13 protein-coding genes are annotated in these 24,132 nt (G+C 63.9%); 3 read left to right on the plus strand and 10 right to left on the minus strand.

Annotated features, from left to right (window positions below; genetic code table 11):
• Positions 1-25: 25 nt before the first annotated feature.
• Positions 26-1,786: an ATP-binding protein gene (locus tag ACWI6D_RS01565; RefSeq protein ID WP_449133418.1), complete on the minus strand. Its 1,761-nt coding sequence runs from the start codon at positions 1,784-1,786 to the stop codon at positions 26-28.
• A 76-nt stretch (positions 1,787-1,862) separates the two neighbouring features.
• A complete protein-coding gene (locus ACWI6D_RS01570) occupies positions 1,863-2,573 on the minus strand; it encodes a response regulator transcription factor (protein WP_042432516.1) in 711 nt (236 codons plus the stop codon).
• Positions 2,574-2,949: 376 nt separating this feature from the next.
• On the opposite strand from ACWI6D_RS01570, the gene ACWI6D_RS01575 reads away from it, so the two are divergent.
• Positions 2,950-4,344 carry a hypothetical protein gene (locus ACWI6D_RS01575; protein WP_449133419.1) on the plus strand — a complete coding sequence of 465 codons (1,395 nt, stop codon included), beginning with the start codon at positions 2,950-2,952 and terminating at the stop codon, positions 4,342-4,344.
• A 417-nt stretch (positions 4,345-4,761) separates the two neighbouring features.
• Here the strand turns inward: ACWI6D_RS01575 and ACWI6D_RS01580 are convergent, their stop codons facing one another.
• The 7 genes from ACWI6D_RS01580 to ACWI6D_RS01610 all read right to left on the minus strand — a co-directional run bounded on the left by ACWI6D_RS01580 (position 4,762) and on the right by ACWI6D_RS01610 (position 19,887).
• Positions 4,762-5,199, minus strand: a complete 438-nt coding sequence (locus ACWI6D_RS01580) for a YbaN family protein (RefSeq protein WP_449133420.1) — start codon at positions 5,197-5,199, stop codon at positions 4,762-4,764.
• Between the two features lie 122 nt (positions 5,200-5,321).
• Complete coding sequence (locus ACWI6D_RS01585; RefSeq protein ID WP_449133421.1) at positions 5,322-6,203, minus strand: ABC transporter ATP-binding protein; 882 nt, start codon at positions 6,201-6,203, stop codon at positions 5,322-5,324.
• On the minus strand, positions 6,193-7,185 hold the full coding sequence (locus ACWI6D_RS01590) for a FecCD family ABC transporter permease (protein WP_298626048.1): 993 nt from the start codon (positions 7,183-7,185) through the stop codon (positions 6,193-6,195). Before ACWI6D_RS01590 ends, ACWI6D_RS01585 begins: the two co-directional genes overlap by 11 nt.
• Before the next feature lie 3 nt (positions 7,186-7,188).
• On the minus strand, positions 7,189-8,082 hold the full coding sequence (gene isdE, locus ACWI6D_RS01595) for a heme ABC transporter substrate-binding protein IsdE (RefSeq protein ID WP_449133422.1): 894 nt from the start codon (positions 8,080-8,082) through the stop codon (positions 7,189-7,191).
• 184 nt (positions 8,083-8,266) lie between these two features.
• Positions 8,267-9,160 (minus strand): heme-binding Shp domain-containing protein, encoded by an 894-nt coding sequence (locus ACWI6D_RS01600; RefSeq protein WP_449133423.1) that lies wholly within the window; start codon positions 9,158-9,160, stop codon positions 8,267-8,269.
• A gap of 311 nt (positions 9,161-9,471) precedes the next feature.
• Positions 9,472-11,787 (minus strand): NEAT domain-containing protein, encoded by a 2,316-nt coding sequence (locus tag ACWI6D_RS01605; protein WP_449133424.1) that lies wholly within the window; start codon positions 11,785-11,787, stop codon positions 9,472-9,474.
• A 381-nt stretch (positions 11,788-12,168) separates the two neighbouring features.
• Positions 12,169-19,887: a leucine-rich repeat protein gene (locus ACWI6D_RS01610; RefSeq protein WP_449133425.1), complete on the minus strand. Its 7,719-nt coding sequence runs from the start codon at positions 19,885-19,887 to the stop codon at positions 12,169-12,171.
• A gap of 344 nt (positions 19,888-20,231) precedes the next feature.
• Here ACWI6D_RS01610 and ngr point away from each other — a divergent pair, with 344 nt between their 5' ends.
• Together ngr and feoB are read left to right on the plus strand one after the other, a co-directional pair.
• A complete protein-coding gene (gene ngr, locus ACWI6D_RS01615; protein ID WP_129423365.1) occupies positions 20,232-20,843 on the plus strand; it encodes a nigerythrin in 612 nt (203 codons plus the stop codon).
• Positions 20,844-21,099: 256 nt separating this feature from the next.
• Complete coding sequence (feoB, locus tag ACWI6D_RS01620; protein WP_449133426.1) at positions 21,100-23,694, plus strand: ferrous iron transport protein B; 2,595 nt, start codon at positions 21,100-21,102, stop codon at positions 23,692-23,694.
• A 170-nt stretch (positions 23,695-23,864) separates the two neighbouring features.
• Here feoB and ACWI6D_RS01625 read toward each other — a convergent pair.
• Positions 23,865-24,132: metallophosphoesterase family protein (locus ACWI6D_RS01625; protein ID WP_449133427.1), on the minus strand; the 268-nt coding region annotated here is incomplete at its 5' end.

Raw genomic sequence — 24,132 nt, forward strand, 5'->3', positions numbered from 1 at the left:
GACGTTGTAACCTTGCCATTATCGTCTATTTTTCATCGTCGTGCGAGCGTCCGAACGGTATCCCCGTTTTTTGCGCAAGTCGCTGCTCGCGCTGCTCTTTGCGCTGCTGCTGTTGCTCTTTACGTTGTTGCTGCTGTTCCTTGCGCTGCTGTTGCTGCTGCTCCTTGCGTTGCTGCTGCTCTTTGCGCTGTTCCTTGCGCTGCTGCTTCTGCTCTTCCTCTTCAGTGTACAGAGGCAGGTTGATGGTGAAGCAAGCGCCCTTGTCCTTCTCGCCTTCCACGGTGACGAACCCGTTGTGACGGTCGACGATCTCCTTCACCACCGACAGGCCGATGCCCAGGCCGCCGCTTTCACGCGTGCGGCCGGCGTCGGCGCGCCAGAAGCGGCTGAACACCATCTTCGCCTCCTCAGGCGTCAGGCCGATGCCCGTGTCGCGCACGGCGATGGCCGCTTTGTCACCATGGCTGGAAACGCTGACGGTGATGGTGCCGCCCTCGGGCGTGTAGCGCACGGCGTTCGAGATGAGGTTGGCCGTGGCCTGGCGAATCATGTCGGAGTCGCCGCGCACGCGCACGCCGCGCTCCACCTCGTAGATGAGCTTCAGACCCGAATCGGCCACGTAGGCCTCATGCGTGGCGATGATGCCGCTGATGAGGTCGCCCACATCGAGCACTTCCTTCTTCATGGGGTTGCTGCGGTTCTCCAGGCGCGACAGCTTCAAGATGGCGTCGACCAGGCGCGACAGGCGCTGGACCTCGGAGTTCACCGTTTCCAGGCGCTCCTCGTTCGGCTCGAACACGCCGTCGACCATGGCCTCGACCGTGGACTGAATGGCCATAAGCGGCGTGCGCAGCTCGTGCGCCACGTCGGTGGTAAGGCGACGCTCCAGCTTGCGGTCGCGCTCGATGGAGTCGGCCATGGCGTCGAACGTCATGCCCAGGCGGGCAATCTCGTCCTCGCCGCGAATGCCGGTGCGCGCCGAGAAGTCGCCTTCCTTGATGGCGCGGGCGGTGGATGCCATGGTGTTGACGGGGCGCACCAGGTTGCGCGCGAACAGAAAGCCGATGCACGACGCCAGCACGATGGCAAGCACCGTGGCGAACACCATGGCCTGATAGGAGTTGCTCGAGAATTGCTCGTCGGCCTGCGTCAACAGCGACTCGCTGCCGTACACCCAGATGCGCACCGAGCCCACAGCCGTGCCGCCGTATTCGATGGGCGCGCTGGTGAACTGCTGGCTGGCGCTGACGGACGGGGCAAGCGTGCGGCTGTTTTCGGAGCCGACGCTTGACGATTGGCCGCCCGACGTCATACCGCTTTTCGTGCCGCCGTCGTCGTTCTCGATGGTAACGGCCGACGAGTCGTACACCGCCTTGCCGGTGGTGTTGTCGATGATGGCCACGCCCACGCCGCTGTTCAGGCTTTCGGCGTACTTCGCCACTGCCTCCACCTGCGGATCGTGCAGCGTGTGCGAGGTGTCGTACACCTCTTCGATGCGCGAGGCCGTGCTTTCGGCCAGCGACTTCATGTTCTCTTGCGTGTACGTATGGAAGTGCTGCTGCCACACGAACGACAGCACGCCGATGGCAACCATGGCGGTCATGGCCGCTATCAGGGCGAACGCCATGGTCATGCGCGTGGCGTACGTCAGGTTGTTCCACCAGTTGCGCACGCCCTGGAACGGCTTTTTCTTGCGTTTCTTCCCCTCGGAGGGGCGTTCAACCACAACCGGCCCCGTGGATGCGGAGCCGGTTGTTTGAGCGTCTTGCGTTGTGTTGGTATCCACGTGGCACGCGACCTTTCGTCACGAAATGAAAGGCGCGGCCGACGCTGCCAGCCGCGCGCTGGCTAGCGATGGCAGGTTACTGGCCCTGCTTGGTGGGGTCCTCGAAGCGATAGCCCACGCCATGCACGGTGTGCAGCCACTTGGGGTTGCGCGGGTTGTCGCCGATCTTGGCGCGCAGATTCTTCACGTGGGAGTCGATGGTGCGCTCGTAGCCTTCGAAGTCGTAGCCGAGCACCTTTTCCACCAGCTCCATGCGCGAGTACACGCGGCCCGGATAGCGGGACAGCGTGGTGAGCAGCTTGAATTCGCTGGCCGTGAGGTCGATTTCCTTGCCGGAGACCATGACCTTGTGGCCGGACACGTCGATGGTGAGCTCGCCGAATTCCAGCACCTCGCGCTGAGGCTCGGAATCGGCATGCACGCGGCGCAGCAGCGCGCGGGCGCGGGCCACCAGCTCGCGCGGGCTGAACGGCTTGACCAGGTAGTCGTCGGCGCCAAGCTCCAAGCCGATGATGCGGTCTTCCACTTCGCCCTTCGCCGTAAGCATGATGATGGGCACATCGGAGTTGTCGCGGATGGCGCGGCAGACGCGCTCGCCGGGCACACGCGGCAGCATGAGGTCAAGGATGACCAGGTCAAAGTGATGTTTCGAGAATTCTTCCAGCGCCTCCTGGCCGTCGCCCACGGCGGTTACCCAGTAGTTTTCACGCTCGAGATAGGCGGTAACGGCATCGCGGATGGCCTTCTCGTCCTCAACCAAAAGGATGCGGCGCGTTTCGTTGCTCATGGTTCACTCCTTAGGAAGTACGGTCCATGTTGACGTCCGGCGCGTCCCCCTTGGGCACGCCGGATGAATGGTGTTTGGGTTTATTGTAACAAGTGAAGTCAAACCGCTTCGCCCCTGTTGGCGAAATGACATAATTACCGCCATGGTAACCCGTAGAACATCTTCGGGCGGCACATCGCACCGCCCTTCCCAAACACCCCGCGCGAACAGGAGCGCCAGCAAGCCGGCCCGCCCCGCACGTGGCGCTGCCGCACGCTCGCACGCGGCTTCGCGCAGCAGCGTTTCGGCAGGTCGTAGCCGCGGAACGCATGCAAGCGCACGCCCTGTTGCCGGGCGAGGCCCCGCTGGGCGCGGCAAGGCGACCCGCGGAGGCGCCGTGCGCAACGTCGGCTCGCGCGACGCCGGCATGTATGTGGACACCGCCACGCCCACGCCGCTTTCGGGCACGCCGGGGCTTGGCGGCATCGGGCTTTCCGGCGGCGCGCCAAGCAGCCACGGCACGCCGCGACCGTCCGCAGGCGATGGCGGACAGACGCTCATCACACGCCGCGGGCTGCTGCTTGGCGCGCTGGGCGTCGGCGTTGTTGCCGCCGTGGGCGGCGGCGCGGCGGCCGTTGTCAGCAGCCAGAACAACAAGGCGCCCGACATCCAAACGCTGAAGGTGCCCACAGATGCCGTGTCCACCATTTCGGACTTGTCCCAGGTAGACAACGTTGACGACTGCATGACCAAGCTTGGCGAGTACGATCTGCCCTACGGCACGCTCGTGTTCGCCAACGACAGCAAGTTCGCCTGCTGCCTTCTGCCCACCGAAAAGGCGAAGCCGCTGGCGCAGGTTGCCACGCTTTCGCTGAGCTCGGGCACCTACACCGTGGTGCTGGACAAGGCGCAGGGGCAAGATGACGGCTTCGAGATTTACGATGCGCGGTGCACGTCGCAAGGCGTCGTGTGGACCGAGGCCGACATTCTTGACGGCGTGTGGCGCGTGTTCTCGGCGCGCCTGGGCTCGGACGGCGGCAGCGTTTCTGGCGTGCAAAAGCTTGACGAGGGGTCCACCAGCGAGTTCGAAACGCCTACGATCGCCGCTGTGGGCAACCACGCGTTTTGGCAGGTCATGCCGAAAATCGACAACACCGTTTCCGCAGCTTCGCAAATTGCGCAGCTCAAGCGCGCCACCATGGGCAGCACCGATGGTAATGTGGTGTACGAGTCCGCTGGCCGCATGGCCACCGCGCCGTACGCCTCAAGCGACGGCGTGGTTATCACGCCGCGCGCCGACGGGGCCTCGTCGTACTACCAGCTGACGCTTGTCAGCGAAAACGGCGACGTTTCCGACACCGTGACGCTGCCCGCTTCCATGAAGCCGCTTGAGGCCGGATACGGCAAGACGGGCTTCACGTTCGCGTTCGACGCCACATACAGCTACGGCGACGGCATTGCCAACTTGGGCACGTATGCCCCGGTCAGCAAGCCGGGCAACGGCGGCTACAGCGACCAGAAGTGGCTGCGATTCGACCGCACCCCCACCACCGCGCCGGCGTGGTGCGGCAACTGGCTGATGGTGAAGTCGACAAGCGCCGTGTGCGGCGTGGACGTGGAGGGCAAGCGCTATTTCGCGCTTGACGTGGCCAACGGCGCCGACGATTACGGCGAGTGGCTGGCGTCCGAAGGCGCAGGCGACACCGTGGTGACGTACTCGAACATCGACTACACCCCCATCGGCGGCGAAGCCGTGAACTGCTGCCGCGTAAAAGTCTGGCAAGCAAAATAGCGCAGGGCAAGTTGCACCTGCACCGAGAAACGCTCACCGGCCGGCCCGCTCTTTCAGGAACTAGCGAATATGGCCACTGTTGGGCAAAAAGTCGAGAAGTTGAATTGCTTGCTCGGTAGATAACCAAGCAAGCAATTCGCCATCAGACATCGATGAAGAATTCAAGTTTCTGAACAGGCATTTCCTAGATATCCCAAAGTCGCCCTTCGCCAGGGCGCCCATTATGTAAAGTGGGTCATTCAGCTTCTGAAGATAATGTCCTCATTTCGTTCAGGTTCTCGAAAAAATGGCAAACAGTGGACGTTTTCTTGCGAATCTGAATGGACGGAAACGTTTGCTGGTGCCCACGGCGGCCGGGGAAGAGCGCAGCGGTCCCAAAGCAGTGAGGCATCAATGAAGCGCCGGCTTTCGGAAGGATTATTCCTTGTCGGTTTTCACGACGAAGCCGAAGTAGATGAGGTGGCCGGCCCATACGATGGCTAGCACGATGCGGCCGACAGGGACGCTGCCCATGAGGGCGAAGCCGATAGCCAGCAGCGCCGTTACGGGAACGAGGATGGTGAGCTTGGCCTTCAGCGTCATGGAGCGCTTCGTGACGTAGCCCTCGAGCACCTGCTTGTAGAACTTCGTGCTTTTGAACCAGGCGTTCAGGCGCTCGGAGCTGCGCGCGAAGCAGAAAGCGGCCACCAGGATGAACGGCGTTGTGGGCAGAATCGGCAGGACCACGCCTACCATACCAAGCGCGAAGCAGAGGAAGCCGCCCGCGGCCCACAGGCCGTGGCGGAGCTTCGAATTACTGCGTTTTGGCTGGTCGGACGCGATGACCTGATCGGCTGTCATCACCTGTTCGTTCACGTGTTGCACCTGCTTACTGTTCGATGATGGTAACAAATGAGAGAAGTTTACCAGATTTTCCCACAAAGGCAACCGCGGAAAACTCTGGCGAGGGGACACAAAGGGGCTGAGGGGGCTCGCACCTACACCGCAAGCACGAAGGGTTTGCCTTCGATGGTCGTGACGCCTAGGCGCACGCCGTAGACTTGCTCGAGCAGGTTGGGCGTGATGATGCTGTCAGGCGCGCCTTGTGCGACGATGCGGCCGCCGGCCAGCGCTACCAGGTTGTCGCTGTAGCGCAGCGCCTGGTTCACATCGTGCAGCACCATGATCACCGTCATGCCGAATTCGCTGTTCAGGCGTTTGACCAGGTGCAGGATGTCCAGCTGATAGCGGATGTCCAGGTACGTGGTGGGCTCGTCGAGCAACAGCACGTCTGAGCCCTGCGCAAGCGCCATGGCAATCCACACGCGCTGCGCCTGCCCGCCCGACAGCGCCGACACCGGCCGGCGCGCGTACTCGGTCAGGCCCGTCACTTCAAGCGCCCAGGCCACCATGCGCTCGTCTTCCTCGGTGCTCGCCGCGCTGCCCACGCCGTGGTACGGGAAGCGCCCGTAGCCCACCAGCTTCTCCACCGCCAGGTCGCCCGGCGCGGAGTTCTTCTGGTGCACAATGGCCACCAGCCGCGCGAAATCGCGCAGGCGCAGCGCGGACACGTCGCCGCCGCGCAGGTGGATGCTGCCGCCCGTGGGCTTGAGGTTTTTCGTCAGCAGATTGAACAGCGTGGACTTACCCGAGCCGTTTGCCCCGATGAGCGTGGTGATTTGCCCCTCGGGAATGGTCAGGTCCAGGCCATCGAAGATTGGCACGCGTCCGTGGTCGTAAGCAAACCGCAACCCGCTTACGGTGAAGACGGGGGCAGCGGGGGTCGAATCCGTCAAGCTATCGCCGGCCTTCCCCTCCATCTCATCAGCCACACCGGCCGAAGGCGCGGCGGTCAGCTGCTCGGTTTCGTTATTCGCCATAGGTACCACGTGCCTTTCGGAGCAGCAGGATGAACGCCGGGCCACCCACCACCGACATGATGACGGCGGCGGAAATCTCGTACGGGGCGGCGATGGTGCGGCCGAGTGTGTCGGCCAGAAGCAGGCAGAACGCGCCAAGCAGCATGCTATAAGGCACCAGCCACTTGTGCGACGTGCCCACCAGCAGGCGCGCGATGTGCGGCACGATCAGGCCCAAAAAGCTGATGGGGCCGATGATGGCCGTGGAAATGGACGCCAGCAGCACGGCAACGGCGCTGATGAAGATGCGGTTCTTGTTCACGTCAAGACCAAGGCTGCGCGCCGTTTTATCCTCAAGCGAAAGCAGGTCGCAGCGCTTCGTCACCAGCAGCGCAACGATCAGCCCCACCGCCGCATAGCCCGCAAGCGTTTCCAGATCGCTCCACGTTTTCATGGTGATGTTCGCGTTCACGATGCTGGCCACGCCCGACAGCGTGCCGCCCGTGCCCGAGCTAAACGCGCTGGAGATGCCCGAGAACATGGCGCTGACGGCCACACCCACCAAAATGACGCGCAGCGGCGAAAGCCCGCCGCGCCACGACAGGCTGTACACCAGACCGAACGCCACCATGCCGCCCGCGAACGCGAACAGCGGCGTGAAGTAGAACAGCGCCGGCGCGAACGCCGTCACCAACACGGCCGCCAGGCTTGCACCGCTTGACACGCCGATGATGCCCGGATCGGCCAGCGGGTTGCGGATGACCGCCTGCAGAAGCGTGCCCGAAACCGCCAGCGCCGCGCCGCCCACCATGGCAATGAAGATGCGCGGGAAACGCAGGTCGTAGATGGTGGCAACCGTGTCGTCGTATTCGACGAACAGGCCACTGACCAGCTGTTCTGGGCTTACCTGCAAGCTGCCCGTGTTCACGGCAACGAAGAATAGCGCCACAAGCGCCACCGCCGTCACCACGAACGCAGCTATTTTCCTTCCAGTACCTACCATCGGTTAACCTTCCTCGCCGTACAGCATGGGCTGCAGGGTTTGCAGCGCTTCGGGGTAGTTGAATGTGGCGCTCATGCCGAACTGGTCATACGGCAGGTCGTACACGCGCCCTTCCTTCACCGCGCTGAAGTGTTTCCACACGTCGTTCGTAGCGAATTCGTCGGCGAACATGGCCATGACCTGGTCGGGCAGCGCGTGCGCCGTACGCAGGATGATGTCGGGGTCGCGCGCCTGCATGTCTTCGGTGTTCACATTCAGGAACTCCTGGTCGGAACCGGCATACACGTTTTGCCCGCCCGCAAGCGCCACCAGACTGCCGGCATAGCTGTTCTCCGTGGCCACGATGTAGCTGCCGGGCAGACCCATGAGCACCAGCACGCTCGGCTGCGGCTTGTCCTCGATGCTGGCGCGGTAATCGGCCATGAACGCATCATATTCCGACACAAGCGCCGCCGCCTGTTCGCGACGGTCGAACTTCGCGCCCATGGCCGAGATGCTGGCGTACATGCCCTCGACGCTGCGCAGGTCCAAAAACATGCACGCCACCGCAATGCCGGCGTACTTCGGGCGCAGGTCGTCGATGAGCGAATTCGGGCCGATGACGCAGCTGGGATGCAGCGACTTCACCACTTCCAGATCGGGCGACATGGGGCTTCCCACCTGGGGAAGCTGCGCGTAGCGCTCGGGCATGTCGCGCGAGGAGCTGCACACACCCACCAGGTCAAGGTCCAGCTTGTCGCAGATGGTGGCCACAGCGGGCGATGTGGCGATGAGCCGCTGCTGCTCGGTGCCGTCGGCATTACGATATGGATGCTGGTCGACGCAGCCGACAAGCGGCAACGTCGCCGCCGACAGCGCGGCTAACGCCAAGCCGCCGACAAAGCGACGGCGCGTCATCGTACGGCAAGCGCGCGGCTGCCCAGCATTGGCGGAAGCCTGTGCGAGTGCTGCAGAAAGCTGCCGTTGAACAGGCTTCTTGCCAGTTGAGATCGCCGAACCTTCAGGCGATGGCGGCAAAGGGGCGCCTGTCGGGGAAACGCAAGCGCCCTGCCGCTCCCGCCCTTGCCGTTCGCCGCGCACGCTACTTGCCCTTCGGCTTCGCAGCCGCTGCTGCGGCTGCTGCCGCGGCGGCCTGTTTGGCGCGCTTGGGCTTGAGGTACGCGAAGTACGCGGCCACGCCGGCAATAACAACTACCGCCACGATGCCCGTCACAACAGCGCCGGTGGTGGCGCCATCAAGCGGGGCGGACTGGCTGCCTTCGGTGGTTTCCTGGCCATCGGCGTTGTACTCCTTCACGCCGGAATTCGCTCCGGAATCGGTGCTCGGGGCGGCTTCACTCGTTGCGCTTGCAGCGGCATCAGCAGCAGGCGCGGTTTCGGCCTGGGTCGCCGGCGTCGGCTCGACAGCTTCCTCACCAGGCACAACGCTCTCGACGAACGGCAACGCATCCGTGTTGCCCTCCGCCAGGTCCGCCAGCTGCACGAAGTAGACAACGGCGCGGCTCATGGGGTTGACGTACATGCTGACGCGGATGTTCGACGTCTCGCTGGGCACCTGGAAGCGCCAGTCGGCCACCGCGGTGTCGCCCACGGTGGACGTCTGCATCTGCGTTGCCTCCACCTCGGCAAACGCGCCGTCGCCGGCGTTGTCGGCCCAGAACGTCATGGCGCCCATCTGGTCGGCCAGCTTGAAGCGCAGCGTCACGAACGTGTTGCCCGCAGTGTCGGTTTCCACGAGCGCCGCCGGGTACGTGCAGCCCGTGGTCATGGATTCGGCCAGCGCAATGTTGCTCTGACCTGCGGAGTCTTCGATACTTCCCGTAACCGGGTTGCTGTACGACGGCACGGTCGCCGCCGTGTACACGGCCGACGTGGCGGCATGCGCCACGCCAACGTGGGCCACCGCCGAAACAGCAAGCGCCACCACCACCGCGCACACGGTGGCCAACGCGCTGCGAACCATTCGCTTCGTCATGGATTTCTCCTTCTGAACAGGGAAAACGATTCCACTTGTTAAACGGCGAACAGGCCGACCCCGCACTGCGAGGCCGGCCTTTCGCTTCGCCTGCAAAGGGATGCCCCGCAGGCAACGAGGCAAACGCACGCCCCGAAATCAATAACGTGCAAGCGCAACAACCGAGTTTGCGAGCCAGCGCCCGGCATGCCAGCAAGCGCCCCAAGCGCCGTCACGCACGATAGCCGCCCTTGCTTTGCGCCGCATCAGCCCCGCCCGAGTTCGCGAAATGCTGCAAGGCGAATAGCGGCGCGCAAGGGCAAAACCGGCTGCTACTGCCGCTTGCTGCGGCGACGGGACGCCACGGCAACGCCGCCGGCCACCAGGGCCGCAACCGCAGCAGCGCCCGCAACACCGGCAGCGACGTCGCCGGTCTGCGCCATGGTGGTACTGCTAGAAGCCACCACGGAGTCCTGACCCGTGCCCAGGTCCTTGGCCTGCGACAGCTTCAGGTGCATGTCGGCCACCTGCGCGCCGCCGCCAAGCTGCTCCATCTCCTTGATGGTCATGCTGATGGGCACCACCGTGTCGGAGTCGGCCTTCGGAATGGAAACGGTGTACTGGTTGCCGCTTTTCGCCAGCGTGGAGCCGTTGTACGCCAGCGAAATGATGTGGCTAGCGCCCTCACTGGTGGCCGAGAAGCTCACCTTGAACGTGCCGTCGGACTGCGGGCGGACCAGTGCGGTGTCGCCGAAGTACTTCGCGGCCATGGACGTCTCGGAGCTGTTCTGCTTCAGCCAAGAAACGGGCACTTGATAGGTGTGGCCAACCTGGAAGCCCTGCTCAGCCTTCTGGCCAGCGGGGTCGGTGGTGGTAGTACCGCCATTGCCCTGACCGTTATTGCCGCCGTTGCCGCCCGCGTTATCGTTCGGGTTGCTCGGCTTGATCGGCTCGCCGCTGGTGGTGGGCAGGCTGGTGGTGTCCAAGCTCAGGTATGCCGTCTGCTGCATATCGCCCACCGGCGTGCTCAGGCCGAAGGTCAGCTCGATTGCCTCTGCCAGCGAGTCGACCGTCACTTCATACTGGTTGTTGCCCAGGCTGGTGGCATCGGCGCCGGCATGCGCAACGCCCTTGATGTACTCGGCGCCGGCAGCGGTAATACCGAAGCGCACCTTATAATGAGCGCCGTCCCACACCACCGTGGCGTTCTGCTCGAAGTACTGGGCAGCCATGGAATCGGAGCCGTCGGCTTTCGCCAGCTTGGCGGGCACGGTGTACTCCTTACCCTGCTCAAGTGCGAAATCAGTCTTCGAGCTAGAGGGCTTGTCGGCGGAGTTGCCGAACGCTTCAATGGCCGCATTCAGCTGCTCGGTTGCCGCGTTCACGCCCGCCTGAGGAATCTTGTCGTTGGCAGCGGCCTTCTCAGCCGTGGCAATGGCCTCCTGCAGCGCTTCGAACGCCTTGTCGGTCTTGTTGCCCTGCTCGATGGCCTTCGCCTTCGCAATGGCAGCGTTCAGTGCGGTCTTGTCAACCTGCTGCTCGTCCTGACCAGGCTTGGGCTTGGTGCCTCCGGGGTTGTTGAACGCCTCCACAGATGCGCTCAAAGCCGTAATGGCGTTAGCAATGCTGTCGTCCGTTGCACTGGCAGAGTCGACAGCAACGTAAGCGTCGTCGATGGCCTTCTGCAGCGCTGCGTTCGCGCCGTCGGTCTTTCCACCCGCGGCAAGCGTCTTCTCGGCAACCACGATTTGAGACGTCAGGCCCGTCCTATCAACGGAAGAAGGGTTCGGCGTTGCATCGCCGATGACCAGCTGGAACGGGTGCAGGTTCGTCATCAAGCCCATGGGGCCCGCGTTAACCGTGTAACCGAACGTGATGTCATACGTGCCATCAACGCCAGGCAGCGGCAAAGAATACGTGGCCGAGCCGTCCTCGTGCACCACCTTGGGTACCTTTACGCCCGCGAACGTGATGTCTCCAAGCGTGTTGCCCGCGCCCAGCGAATTCGCCGTCAGCTCGACGGCGTAGCCGTTGTCGCCCGGAGTCACCTTCACCTTGTCCTGGAAGCTGCGACCATACTTGGACGTGGCATCTTCGCCCTTGAAGAACAGCGAGAAACCGGTTTCGTAAGGATCAACCTGAGCGGAGCCGACTTCCTGGATGGAATCTTGGTCGACCACCATGCGCGCAGACGGGGCAAACGGCATCGCACTCACCTTGACGGTGAACACCACCTCAGTCAGCTCGGGAACCGCAACCGTATAAGTGCGCGTGCCATCGGCGTTGTCGACGGAAGGAAGATCTTTGCCCTCGTACTGCAGCGCCGAAAGCAAGCCTGCTCCCGTTGCGTTCGCCGTGACGCTTACCTCGTACTTGCCGCCCTTGTACGTTGCGGAGATCTCGGAATCGAAGTAGCCACCCATGGTGGACGCCGCGTCGCTATCGGAGCGCAGCCAGGACACCTCGGCCGTGTACGTTTTACCCTCGGCCGGCATAAAGCCCTCGCCAGAGAGCGCCACGGGGGTTGCGCCGTTGCTACCGGCGTCTTGCGCCAGGGCGATTGCCGGCACCATGCCCGTGGCCAGCGTGGCCGCCAGCACCAGCGAAGTTCCGCGACGAACAACGCTGTATCTCATTTCCTGTTTCATTCCGCTGTTCCTTTCATCTTCCAACGACGACCAAACGCGATTGCAAACCACCAGTTCGGAGTGTCGATTTACCTGAGGCAAACAGTTGGTTTTTTCGAACTGTTATCTCGGGTGTACTAAACGTTAGAAGTATACCTAAGTCCACAAATAGGGGAAGAACCGCGGGTAACTTTTGTTACAAATTCTCCGTAACTAGCAAATGTGCTGAAACTGCCGCGCGTTGTTTGGAAATTGGTGGTGCGCCTTCGGCGCTTTCTATTTGGGGAAGAGCTTTCGCTCTTCCCTACGAGTTTTGGCTGCATGGCTATTCGGTGTCGCAGCTGGCATCAAGCCCTGCAAAAGAAGGGGAGACAGAAGCCTCCCCTTCTTTCAAACACGTGGCTACTCGCGATTCCTGCGGCGCGCGAAGAACGCTGCGATTGCTGCCACGGCGGCGCCGAAGACGCCCGTTGCCGCCAGTGGAGCAACCGGAGCCGCATCGCCGGTCTGCGACAACGTGCCGCCTGCCGGGCTCGATGTGGCCGACGCGCTACCGCCGGCATTGCCACCGGCACCGTTGTTTGCACCTGGCGTACCGTTAGCACGCGTTTCGCCCGTCGGGGCCTTATCGCCCGGCGTTCCAGCAGCAACCTTCACCAGCCCAGCCTGTGCCTTGGTCAGCGCGTCAAGCGCAGCGCTCACGTCGGCGCTGCTTGTCGGGTTGGCCAGCTGCTGCTCGGCCGCCGCCAGCGCTTCGGAGAACAGCTTCCACGAATCCGCCGTGTAATCAGCCTCGTTCAGCTGCTTCGCCTGTTCAACCGCCTGCTGCAAACCGGCAACATCAACGTCGCCAGGCTGCGGATTCGGGTCGGGATCAGGCTTCGGCGTCGGTTCCGGATCGGGAGCGGGATCAGGCTTCGGCGTCGGTTCCGGATCGGGAGCAGGATCAGGCGCCGGGTCGGGCGTGGGCTCGGGATCCGGGTCGGGCGCCGGCGCAACCTTCACCAGCGCGGCTTGCGCATCAGCCAGCGCGTGCAACGCATCGTCGGCCGCCTGCTGCGTAGTGGGATTGGCCAGCACGTTCTTCGCCGCGGCAAGCGCTGTCGAGAACGCCTTCCACGAATCCGCCGTATAGTCGGATTCGACAAGCTTGTCCGCTGCAGCAATGGCGTCTTGCAGCGCAGCCGTGTCCACGTTCGCTTCCGCAAGCGCACTCTGCGCGGCAACCAACGCCTCAAGCGCTCCATTGACGGCCGCCTGGCTTTCAGGATTCACCAGCTGCGCACGGGCCGCGGTCAACGCCTTCGCGAACGGCGCCCACGTTTCGGCCGTGTAGTCGCCACGGTTGAGCTTCTCGGCCGCCGCCACTGCATCGGACAACGCCTGCGTGTCAACCGACGCAAGCCCGGCCACCGTCTTCACGGTCACCGCAGCACTTGCCACGTTCACACTGACGCCGTCGACGGTCACGCGCGCCACCACGTGGTACGCATGGTCGCCCGCGCCCGGCGCATACGATGCACCCGTTGCGCTCTCGATGGCCGCGCCGTCGCAGAACCACTGGTACGTTACCGCCGCCCCATCAGGCGCGCTCACCGTCGCGTTTAGCACCGGCGCGTTCTGACCTTCGCCAACCACTACCACGCCGGACTTGTCAAGCGTCACCTTCGGCTGAATACCCAGCAGCGTTGATGACTCCGTCAGCCACGTGGCATCGCGCACGTCAGCGCGAATGGTGGAGCCATCGGTGGGAACGGCCCAGTTCAGCGTGTCGGCGGTAGACCAGTCGGCCAGCACCTTCTCCTGGCCAGACGGCGAAACCTCCACGAAGCGGAACTCTTTTGCCCCGTTGACGCCGCCCTGCGCCCTGGCCGCAACCGGCGTCACCTGGCCCGGATCCACCGCGCCCGCTGCGGCAAGCGACACGGAAAGCGGCGTGTACGCAAGCAGCTGATGCTCGGGGTCAAGCGAGCCGTACGTGCCCTGCATGGCCGCCTTCGCCACATCGTAGCCCTGCGACCCCGCCGGCGCATAGATGCGCACGTCGCTGGCGTAACCGCCGATGTTCCAGCCGAACTCAAGGCTTTCCAGATCAGCAGGCACCACCAGAATCTTCGGGCACGTTTCCGATGCGCTGAAGCTGATCTTCGTCATGCCGGGGCCGAAGTACGCGGACTGCATGATGCTGTCGTCCTGCTTCGAGCTGGACACGTACTGGCCACCGTCGCCGCCGCGCACAATCAGATGCGTGGGCAGATGCCCCGAGAACGCCGACGCGCCGATGTAGTTGTTCGGGTTGCCCATCTGCTTGATGTTCGTGCCGAACTCCACGAAGTTCAGGCTCAAATCCCAGTTAAACGCCGTGTCCGCCACGTACTGCAGGCTATCGGGGAACGTGACGCTTGCCAGGTTGTCGCACGTGTTGAACGCACCCCACTCGATGGACCTCACGCCCTCGGGAATGACTACGGACTTGATGACGCGGTTCGAGCGGAACGCCTCGCGGTCGATGGATACGGTGCCGCTTTGCACGGCCACGTTCTCCGTCTTGCTGGCCGCAGCGCTCTTGACCAGGTGCAGCCCGTCGTCCATCTGCGCGTACAGCACGTTGTCCAGCGCCGAGTACACCGGGTTTTCGCCCGAAACCGTCAGCGTTTCAAGCGACGAAGCGCCCGCGAACAGCTCCGCGCCGCCGCTGGTGATGCCCGCGCCGATATGCGCCGCGGTCATGCCCGTGAGGTTCTTGAACGCGTTCGAGCCCACCTCGGTCACGGAATCCGGCAGAATGATGGCCTTGATGGCGCCGTTGTAGGATGCCGTGTCCTTGCCGTCAGTGCTGGAGTCGTCGTCCGAGCCAGCGGTTTCCTCGTCCGAGAACGCCAGCGCACCGATCTTCGTCAGCTTGTTCAGGTCGCTGCGCAGGTTCACCGTTTCCAAGCTCACGCACTTCGAGAACGCCTTGGCCGGAATCTCGGTGGCGCCGCCGATGTTGATGTACGTCAGCGCCGCGCACCCGGCAAACGCGCCTTCGCCCATGGTGGCGAAACCGTCGGGCAGCACCATGGACGTCAACGCCGCGCCGGCAAACGCCGAGGCGCCGACGCTGGTCAGGCCGTCGGGCACGTTGACCTTCGTCACCTGCGCGCCGTTGAAGGCGTTGTCGGCCACCTGGCGAACAGATTCGGGCGCCGTGTACGTGCCGCCCGGCAGCTTCTTGGCCGCCGGGAAGGCCACCAGCTGCGTGGCGTCCTTGTTCAGCAGCACACCGTCCACCGCCGTGTAGTTCGCCGCCCCATCGGCAACCTTGAACTCCAGCAGCGCCGCATCGCCCACGAATGCGCTGACAAGCGCGCCATCGGGCACCTGCTTGCCCACCGTCACCTCGTTGAGCTGCTTCATGTTCGCAAACGCCCCCGCGCCCACACGCGTCACCGTGTCGGGAATGGTCACCGCGGCGGCGTTCGTGCCATCGAACGCGCCGGCGCCGATGGACTCAAGGCCGTCGTTGAGCCCGAGCGTTTTCAAGCTGGCGTTGCTGGCAAACGCGTTCGCCCCGATGATGCGCACGCTTGCCGGCAGCTGCACCGATTGCAGGCGCGCGCCGTTGAACGCCTTGTCGCCGATGGTTGCCAGGCTTGCAGGCAGACCCTCGCGCGTGGTGCCGTCGGCGGAGCGCACCTTGATCTTGTTCAGCGCCGAGCACGCGTCGAACGCCGAGGCGCCGATGCTGGTCAGGCCGTCGGACACCGTCAGGTTCGACAAGCTCATGGAGTCTTCGAACGCCGATTCCGGCAGGTACGTCAGGCTGTTGGGCAGCGACACGCGCTGCACCGCGGACACGGCGAACACCTGCTTGCCCATACTGGTAACGCCTTCGGGCACGTCGATGGCGGCAAGCCCCTGCGTACCGTAAAACGCGCTATCGCCGATGCTCGTGAGCTTGCTTCCCTTGGCGAACGTGACTTTCGCAAGGTTGTGCGTACTCCTGAACGCCTCCTTGCCAATGGCCGTCACGCTTGCGGGGATGACCACGCTTTGGATGTCGGAGCCCGAGAACACGCCGTCGGCGATGGACGTCACGTCGTTGGGGATGGACAGGTTCGTGGACTCACCGCGATAACCGGTCAGCACGCCGTCCTCGATAACGAAGTCGGCGTAATCGGCCTGCTCAGCGCGCACATGGATGGTGGCGGACTTCTTCTCGCCTGCCGCGTTGGTAACCGTGGCGGTAACGTCGGCGTCGCCCGTTTGGCCCTGGGCGGCAAGCGTCACGGCGTTGGACACTTGGCGCAGCTTACCATCGGCCTGCTGTACCTTCACCACCGACTCGTCCGAGCTTTCCCACGTTACGCCGCCGGCCGCGAAGCCATCAGCCACCAGGGCGCTGACCTGCACCGACCCGTCAAGCGTCAGCTTCGCCGTGTCCTGCGACAGCACAACGCCCGTCGCATTGGACACCTGCTCCACCTTCACCTGCGCCTTCGCGGTGATAGCCGGGTTGTCGGCTACGGCCACCGTCACCTCGGCGGTACCTTCGGACACGCCTTCGAGCTTGCCGTCGGCGTCAACCTTCACCACATCGGGATTCGAGCTTTCCCACGTCAGGTTCGTCTGCGTGGAATCGGCCGGCGAAACCGTAGCGGACAGGCTGCCCACCTGGCCAGGCGCCAGCGTCAACGTGTCGGCGGAAAGCGTCACGCCCGTGGCCGGCACGGGGTTCACCACCACCGCGATGTCGTCGCTGATGTTCGAGCCGTAATCCCATGCGCGCATATGCACCACGTTCGGGAACGCCAGCCCGTTGTGGCCCGGGCCGTTCCAGCCGTTCCACGCGCTGTCCAGCTTGGAAACGGGGATGGACACGTGCCACGTGCGCGTGCCGTCGGCGTTTTCGACCGGGTCGGACACCGTGGCGTCGTCCCAACGGCTGGTGGGCACCTTCACCTGGTAGTACTTGCCGTCGGCCTTCTTCGGGTCGTCGTCGGGGCCCACGAAGTTCACGCCCGCGAACCAGCTGCCGTCGGTCACATCGAACGTGACGGTGCGCTCGTCGCCCTCACCTTCCAGATTCACATTGCTGACCTGGGGTTTCTCAGTGTCGTAGTAGAACGTTTGGTCAAGCGTCTGCTGCGCGGCGTCGTCGGTTGCCAATGTGGCCGTGCGGCGCAGCGTGTACTGGCCGTCGGGCAGCTGGTTGCCGTTTTCGTCCAGGCCGTTGAAGATCGGCTTGTTCGCCGTGTCGATGTAGTAGTCCTCAACGTAAAGGTACGTGCCCACGCTGTCGTTGTACGTGGTCTTCGAGATCCAGTCGTAGCTGTAGCTGCGCACCGCTTTGCCGTCGGCGTTGAGGTAGTCGTAGCCCAAGCTGCGCGCGTTGCGCTGCATGATGGTGAACGGCACCAGGCGCGTGGGCGCGTTCGTTGCCGCCGACGAAGATACCACAGCCTTTGCCGGGTCGGCGTCACCGTAGCTGTCCAGCGGGTTTTTGCCCAGCGTCTTCGACGTGTTCTGGTTCATGATGGCGCTGCCCACGATGTGCTCGTTGCCACTGCCCGCCACCGGGTCGATGGCGCTTTGCGCATCCCAATCGCCGTAGAAGCCCAGGAAAGGAGCGGACAGGTCGACGCCGCCTTCGCTTTCGGCGGCAAGCTTCACGAAGCCTTCCACATAGGCGCCGTTCGCAGCGTTTTCGGCTACGAACTGCTTAAACGCGTCGGCGGCTCGCACGTTGACCACCAGCGTAGCGCTGCCGTTGTTGTCGTTGCCGTTGTAGGGCTGCACGGTGATCTTGCCGTCCTTGGCGTCGCCTCCGAACGTCACGTCGATGCCACGGCCCGTCCAGTTGTAGTCGCTGCCCGTGAACAAGCCTTCCGCGATCTGCTCGGACATGGCGGTGGCGTCAAGCGCGTACGTCTGCGCCGTCGAGCCGACGTTCATCAGCTTCAGCGTGAAGCTCCACGTGCCATCGGCCGACTCGCCCATCTCGCCCTTCGGGCGCTGCTGAGCCGCTTCTTCGTTCGTCAGGTACGCGGGCGTGTTGATGGCCGCCTTCGCGTTCACCAGGCCGGCGCCCTGGAAACGCGGGCTGTAATAGGTGGCGGGGCCGTCGTCCACCATGGGGTCGACAACAGGGCTGGCCGTGGACATAAGCAGCTGCGACACCAGCGCGCTGTACGTGGACGCATCGAAGCTGGCGAACTTCTTGTCGGAGGCGATGTACTGGCGCACCTGCGCGGATATGCCCGCCACCTGCGGCGTTGCCATGGACGTGCCCGACTTGTAGCCGTAGTCGTTGTTCGTGACCGTGGAGTAGATGTTGCCACCCGGCGCCGTGACCTCGGGCTTGATGCTCAGGTCAGTGGTGGGGCCCCAGCTGGAGAAATCGCTCATCTGGTACGCGGTGGCCGGCGCCGTGGTCAGGCCGTCCACTTTCGTGATGCGCTTGTCGGTGGCAGCCAGCAGCTTTTCGCCAGCAGCCTTCGTGATCATGATGGCCGTGGTGTCGTCGCTGTCGATGGCGAACGACGTAAGCAGCTCATCGCGATCGTCATAGATGACCACGGCGTACGGCGACAGGCCTGACAGGTTGTTCACCTTGTCGACGAAGGTGAGGTCGTTGCCGTCGGCGTCTGCGCCGCGTTTCACCAGCACGATGGTGTTGCGGCCCATGCCGTCGGGATATTTCTCCCACAGCGCATCGGCGTCGGCCTTGCTGCCCACGCCGCCGTCCACGTACTCGTACGTGCCGGCCTCCAGCGCGGAGAACTTTGCCGAACCCCAATAGTTCAGGTTGTTGGCTTCGATGTAAGGAATGGTGCTGCCATCGGCCGCTTGAAACGCCGGGGAGTCCTCGGCGCTGTTCACGCTGGCCACGGCCACGGTTTCGGGCAAAGCTGACGGGTAGGACAGCACGGAGCTGTCGGGGTCGGACGCGAAAGGCTTGTTCTTGCCCGACTTGTTCTTATAGCCCGACGTGTAGGAGTTGCCGGCCGCCATGTTCACCGACGCACCCGTGGCCGTCAGCGATTCGATGGCGTCGCCGTACGTGGACGCCGCCGCGTCGGAGAAGCCCGCGTCGGAGCCCAGCGACACGTTCACGGAATCGGGCTTGAGCACCACGGCGTCGTCGAACGCGGCCAGAAGCGCGCTGTCGTAAATGGTGCCGTCGGAATTGCAGCTGACCTTCAGCATGGCAATCTGCGCATCCTCGGCCGTGCCGCGCACCTCGCCGGCGTTCGCGCCGACGATGCCCGCCACGTGCGTGCCGTGATCCATGCCCGACAGCGAGCCGGGGTCCACATCGGCGTCGTGATCGGCGTAGTCGTATGCGAACGGAATCTTCTCGCTGACGTAGCGGCCGTTCTTGCCCTCGCCCATCTGCGTCATCTTCGCGCTGATGCCCGACTCGGTTTCAGCCACGGTGGCGTCGTTCAGGTCTCCTTTGAACGCGGAGTGATTCACGTCAAGGCCCGAGTCGATGATGGCCACCAGCTGGCCTTCGCCACGCTGGTCAACCTGGTCGGCCTCGGTCATGTTCAGCGCATTCTGGTTCATGGGGGCATCTTGAATGCCCTGGTCAGCGGGCACTTCATAGCCGCGCTCGATGAACGCATTCTTCACGCCGTCCAGGCTGCGGATGGTTTCCAGCAGGTTCGCCGGCGCCTTGATGGCGAAGCCGTCGATGGCGTGGTAGTAGTCCTGCAGCTCCTGGAATTCGGGCTGCTGTTCCTGCGCCGCGTCGCCGGACGCGTCGTCGGCGTCCTCGGCGGAGAGCAACGCGATGCCCTGCGCCTGCTCTTCGTTGACCATGCTGCGGATTTGATCCTTGAAGTAGCTGTGGCGCGACTGCTTCACCGTTCCCATGATGCGGCTGAACAGGCTGACGCCCTGCGAGCCGCCGTCCTCAAGTTGCACGATGATGGTGACGTTGCCTTGCGCATCCGTGCCGTTGGCCTGCGCCTGCTGCATGGCCTGCTCAACGGCCGACGCCGCGGAAGGCTGCTGCGCCTGGTCGTCACCGTCGGCGGCAAACGCGGCCGTGGAAGGCACCATCAACGTGCCTGCCAGCGTCAGCGCCAGACCCGAGCGGACAATGCGTCCGCTCTTCTGTTCCTCGCCCATGTTATTCCCTTCGTTTTCATTTAACCCGAAGTAAACAGTTCACGATTTCCAACTGTTTACCATTTGATACTTCCCGGCAGTATAAACGAGCAACGCCGCAAAGGGAAGACCATGGGTAACTTTTGCTACCACAAGCGGAGGCGCCCGGCCGACGGCAAAGCACATTCGCCCTGCCGTAAAGTTCGCCGTAGTTTGCGCTGTGTCGGTTGTGCGAAGTCGGGCATTTGCGCGTTGTTGGTGCTTGCGGTCACGCGTTCGACCGGGTACTATGCACTTATTGAGATTCGTTCTCAATAAGCAAAAACGAGATGTACTTCATATTCAGACGACAAGGAGTATGCATTATGAATAAGCGCACCGAGCTGCCCACCGCCGAGAACTCTTCCAACTTCCACCGCGTTGCCGGTGCCACCTGCGAAGTTGGCACCACGCTTGAAAACCTGAAGGCCGCCGTCTGCGGCGAGACCGGCGCTTCCGCGAAGTACGCCGCCTGCGCCAAGCTGGCGAAGGAGAAGGGCTACGAGCAGCTGGGCCGCCTGTGGGAGGCCACCAGCGCCGCCGAGCAGGTGCACATCCGCCTGGAGGCCGGCCTGGTCGAGGAACTGGAGCCGGGCTACGAGCGCCCCGTTGCCGACGCCCCCGAGCTGGAGGAGATTGACCTGAACCTGGTCGCTTCCGCCAACGGCGAGATTTTCGAGACCACCGACATGTATCCGGGCTTCATCGCGAAGGCCCAGGAAGAGGGCAACGCCAAAGCCGTGCAGGTGTTCACGAAGGCCAAGCTGGCCGAGGCCGTGCACGCCGAGCTGTACCTGCAGGCGTACAACAACATCGACGCCGCTGACGACGACTCCTACTTCCTGTGCCCCGGCTGCGGCTACATCGAGAAGGGCACCGCTGCCCCCGAGAACTGCCCCATCTGCGGCGCGCCCGCCAAGGTGTTCAAGCAGTTCTAAATCGCAAGCGAACAAACGCAAGCACTACTAAACGCCCGACGGCAACCGCCGCCGGGCGTTTTTGCGTTCGCAGCAATCTCTACGGCAGGCTTTGCCGAACCTAGCTGTGAGGTTGCTGCTCTACGCACCCTCCGCTGAAACGTTTCCTTTTGTGAACTTTTCTTCTATGGGCGCGTTGCTCAGCAGAACACTTTATTATGGGGTGCAGACACAGACGAGAGGCGCGGAATTTCCCGCGCTGATATGGGGGAACAAGATGCTGCTGAGCGAACTTGCGCGCGGCCAGGCCGGCGTGGTCGAATTTGTGGAGGGTCAGGGATCAGTTCGCCGCCACTTACTTGATATGGGCCTTACGCCCAACGCGGTGGTAACGCTGCAGAAGACGGCCCCAATGGGCGATCCCATTCAGGTGACGGTGCGCGGCTACGAGTTGACGCTGCGCTTAAACGAGGCAAACAACGTGCGCGTGCGGGCGCTTGACGCAGCCGAAGACGCCGCCGCCGTTGGCGCGCCTAGCGCAACGAACGCCTCGGCAGTCGACAACGCAAGTGCGACCGGTTCCACGCCCGCTACCGCGCATCGCGAACCGGTGCCCCACCCCGGCCTTGGTGAGTTCGGCCCAGCCGAAGAGGCGTACCGCGCCCACGCCCGCCGCGCCACCGCGAAAACCGGCCCGCTGACGTTCGCGCTGGTAGGCAACCAGAACTGCGGCAAAACCACGCTGTTCAACCAGCTGACGGGAGCAAACCAGCACGTCGGCAACTTTCCCGGCGTCACGGTGGACCGCAAGGACGGCACCATCCGCGCGCACGCCGAGGCAACCGTCACCGACCTGCCGGGCGTCTACTCGCTGTCGCCGTATTCCAACGAGGAGATCGTCACGCGCGACTTCCTGCTGAACGAAAAGCCCGACGGCATCATCAACATCGTCGACGGCACGAACATCGAGCGCAACCTGTACCTGACCATGCAGATCATGGAACTGGGCATCCCCATGGTGCTGGCGCTCAACATGATGGACGAGGTGGAGGCCAACGGCGGCACCATCCGCGTGAACGAGCTTGAGGCCGAGCTGGGCATCCCCGTGGTGCCTATTTCCGCGGCGAAAAACGAGGGCGTCGACGAGCTGGTGGACCACGCCCTGCACGTGGCGCGCTTCGACGAGGCGCCCGGCCGCATCGACTTTTGCCCCGCCAGCGAGCACGAGCACGACCCGCTTGGCGCGGTGCACCGCTGCATCCACGCCACGGGCCACATCATCGAGCCCTACGCTGACCAGGCAAAAATCCCTACGCGCTTCGCCGCCACGAAAATGGTGGAGGGCGACGAGCTTATCGCGCGCAAGCTTGACCTGTCCGAGTCGGCCATCTCGTCCATCCGCGAACTGACCGCGTCCATGCAAGCCGACGCCGGCATGGACGCCGAGGCCGCGCTGGCCAACATGCGCTTCGCCTTCCTGGCGAACCTGTGCGCCAACACGGTGGTGCGTCCGCAGGAAAGCCGCGAGCACAAGCGCAGCGCGGCAGTCGACAAACTACTGACCGGGCGCTATACCGGTATCCCGTGCTTTTTCGCCATCATGGCCGCCGTGTTCGTGCTGACGTTCAGCTTCATCGGCGCGGCGCTGTCCGACCTGGTCAGCGCCGGCGTAGACGTATGCCTCGATGCGCTGGCGGCCGGCTGCGAGGCGTGGGGGCTCAACCCCGTGGCGCAGGGGCTGCTCGTCGACGGCATCGGCGCGGGCGTGGGCGCGGTCATCGGCTTTCTGCCCACCATCGTCACGCTGTTCTTCTTCCTGTCCATCCTGGAAGACTCGGGCTACATGGCTCGCGTGGCGTTCGTCATGGACCGCCCCATGCGCAAAACCGGCCTGTCCGGGCGTTCCATCGTGCCGCTGCTCATGGGCTTCGGCTGCTCGGTGCCGTCGTTCATGGCCACGCGCACGCTGTCGAGCGAACGCGACCGCAAGATGACCACCATGTTGGTGCCGTTCATGAGCTGCAGCGCGAAGCTGCCGATATATGCCCTAATCGTGGGCGCGTTTTTCCCGCGCGCGCTGCAGCCGGTCGTCATGATCGGCCTGTACGCGTTCGGCGTTGTCGTTGGCATCGCGTTCGCTGTGGTGCTGAAGCGGGCACGTTTCCGCGGTCAACCTGTGCCGTTCGTGATGGAGCTGCCGAACTACCGCCTGCCCGCCGCGAAAAGCGTGGCGCGCCTGGTTTGGGACAAGGCGAAGGGCTTCGTGAAGAAAGCGTTCACCGTGGTGTTGGCCGCGTGCGTGATCATCTGGTTCCTGCAAACGTTCGACGCGCGCCTGAACGTGGTGGACGACGTGAACGCCAGCCTGCTTGCGGGCATCGGCGGGCTGATTGCCCCGCTGTTCGCGCCGCTGGGCTTCGGCGATTGGCGCGCGGCCACGGCGCTTATGACCGGCTTCATGGCGAAGGAGAGCGTGGTGTCTACATTGACCCAGGTCACGGGTGGGGCCGACTTGACCACGCTGTTCACGCCGGTGACGGCGTTGGCATTTCTGGCGTTCGTGCTGCTGTACACGCCGTGCGTGGCGGCCATCGCCACCGTGCGCAGCGAGCAGGGCGGCGCGCGTGCGGCGCTTGAGACGGTGCTTTTGCAGTGCGGCATCGCATGGGTGGTGTCGTTGGCGGTGTACCTGGTGTGCTCGCTGGCAACGGGCAGCATCGCTAGCGCATTCAGCGTGCCGGGCCTGGTGGCGGGCGTTGTTATTGCGGCGGCCATCGCACTGTACCTCACGCGTCAGCGAACCGATGGCGAGCTGAAGGTAGGCTGCCGCACCTGTCCCGCCAACTGCAAGAAATCGGGCGGTTGCCACTAGAGGGCGACCCGCCGTTTGCAAGCGAGAACCAACAGGGAACGCCACCGCGCGGCGGGCGGCTGGCGCTTCCGCATAGGCGTTCCGCAACTACAACAAAGCCCAACGCAGGGTATTCCGCCCACACGCAAAAGCGCCCGGTCGTGCGACCGGGCGCCTCGCTTTCTTCTTCCCTATTTCCCCATCTCTAGCAGCACTTCGCCTTCCAGCGATTCAACGCGCGCCGCGCGGATGCGGCCCGCTTCCAGCTCGATGAAGCCCACGGACGCGGGGAACCCGCCGCGCGGACGACTGACGCTGCCGGGGCACATGAGCAAGCTGGCCGGATACGCATCGCGGCCGGTCAGAAGCTCGGGGATGTGGGTATGGCCGTGCACGCATACCTGCGGCAGCGGGTCGCCTGGCGCGATGGCGCGCGAGCCGTTGAAACCGATGCGCACG

The sequence above is a fragment of the Senegalimassilia sp. genome (assembly GCF_977052095.1).

Excerpts from the sequence above, each read along its gene's own strand:
- ACWI6D_RS01570 (WP_042432516.1), bottom strand. The coding sequence starts at position 2,573 with ATGAGCAACGAAACGCGCCGCATCCTTTTGGTTGAGGACGAGAAGGCC.
- ACWI6D_RS01585 (WP_449133421.1), bottom strand. The coding sequence starts at position 6,203 with ATGGCGAATAACGAAACCGAGCAGCTGACCGCCGCGCCTTCGGCCGGT.
- ACWI6D_RS01590 (WP_298626048.1), bottom strand. The coding sequence starts at position 7,185 with ATGGTAGGTACTGGAAGGAAAATAGCTGCGTTCGTGGTGACGGCGGTG.
- isdE (WP_449133422.1), bottom strand. The coding sequence starts at position 8,082 with ATGACGCGCCGTCGCTTTGTCGGCGGCTTGGCGTTAGCCGCGCTGTCG.
- ACWI6D_RS01600 (WP_449133423.1), bottom strand. The coding sequence starts at position 9,160 with ATGACGAAGCGAATGGTTCGCAGCGCGTTGGCCACCGTGTGCGCGGTG.
- ACWI6D_RS01605 (WP_449133424.1), bottom strand. The coding sequence starts at position 11,787 with ATGAAACAGGAAATGAGATACAGCGTTGTTCGTCGCGGAACTTCGCTG.
- ACWI6D_RS01610 (WP_449133425.1), bottom strand. The coding sequence starts at position 19,887 with ATGGGCGAGGAACAGAAGAGCGGACGCATTGTCCGCTCGGGTCTGGCG.
- ngr (WP_129423365.1), top strand. The coding sequence starts at position 20,232 with ATGAATAAGCGCACCGAGCTGCCCACCGCCGAGAACTCTTCCAACTTC.
- feoB (WP_449133426.1), top strand. The coding sequence starts at position 21,100 with ATGCTGCTGAGCGAACTTGCGCGCGGCCAGGCCGGCGTGGTCGAATTT.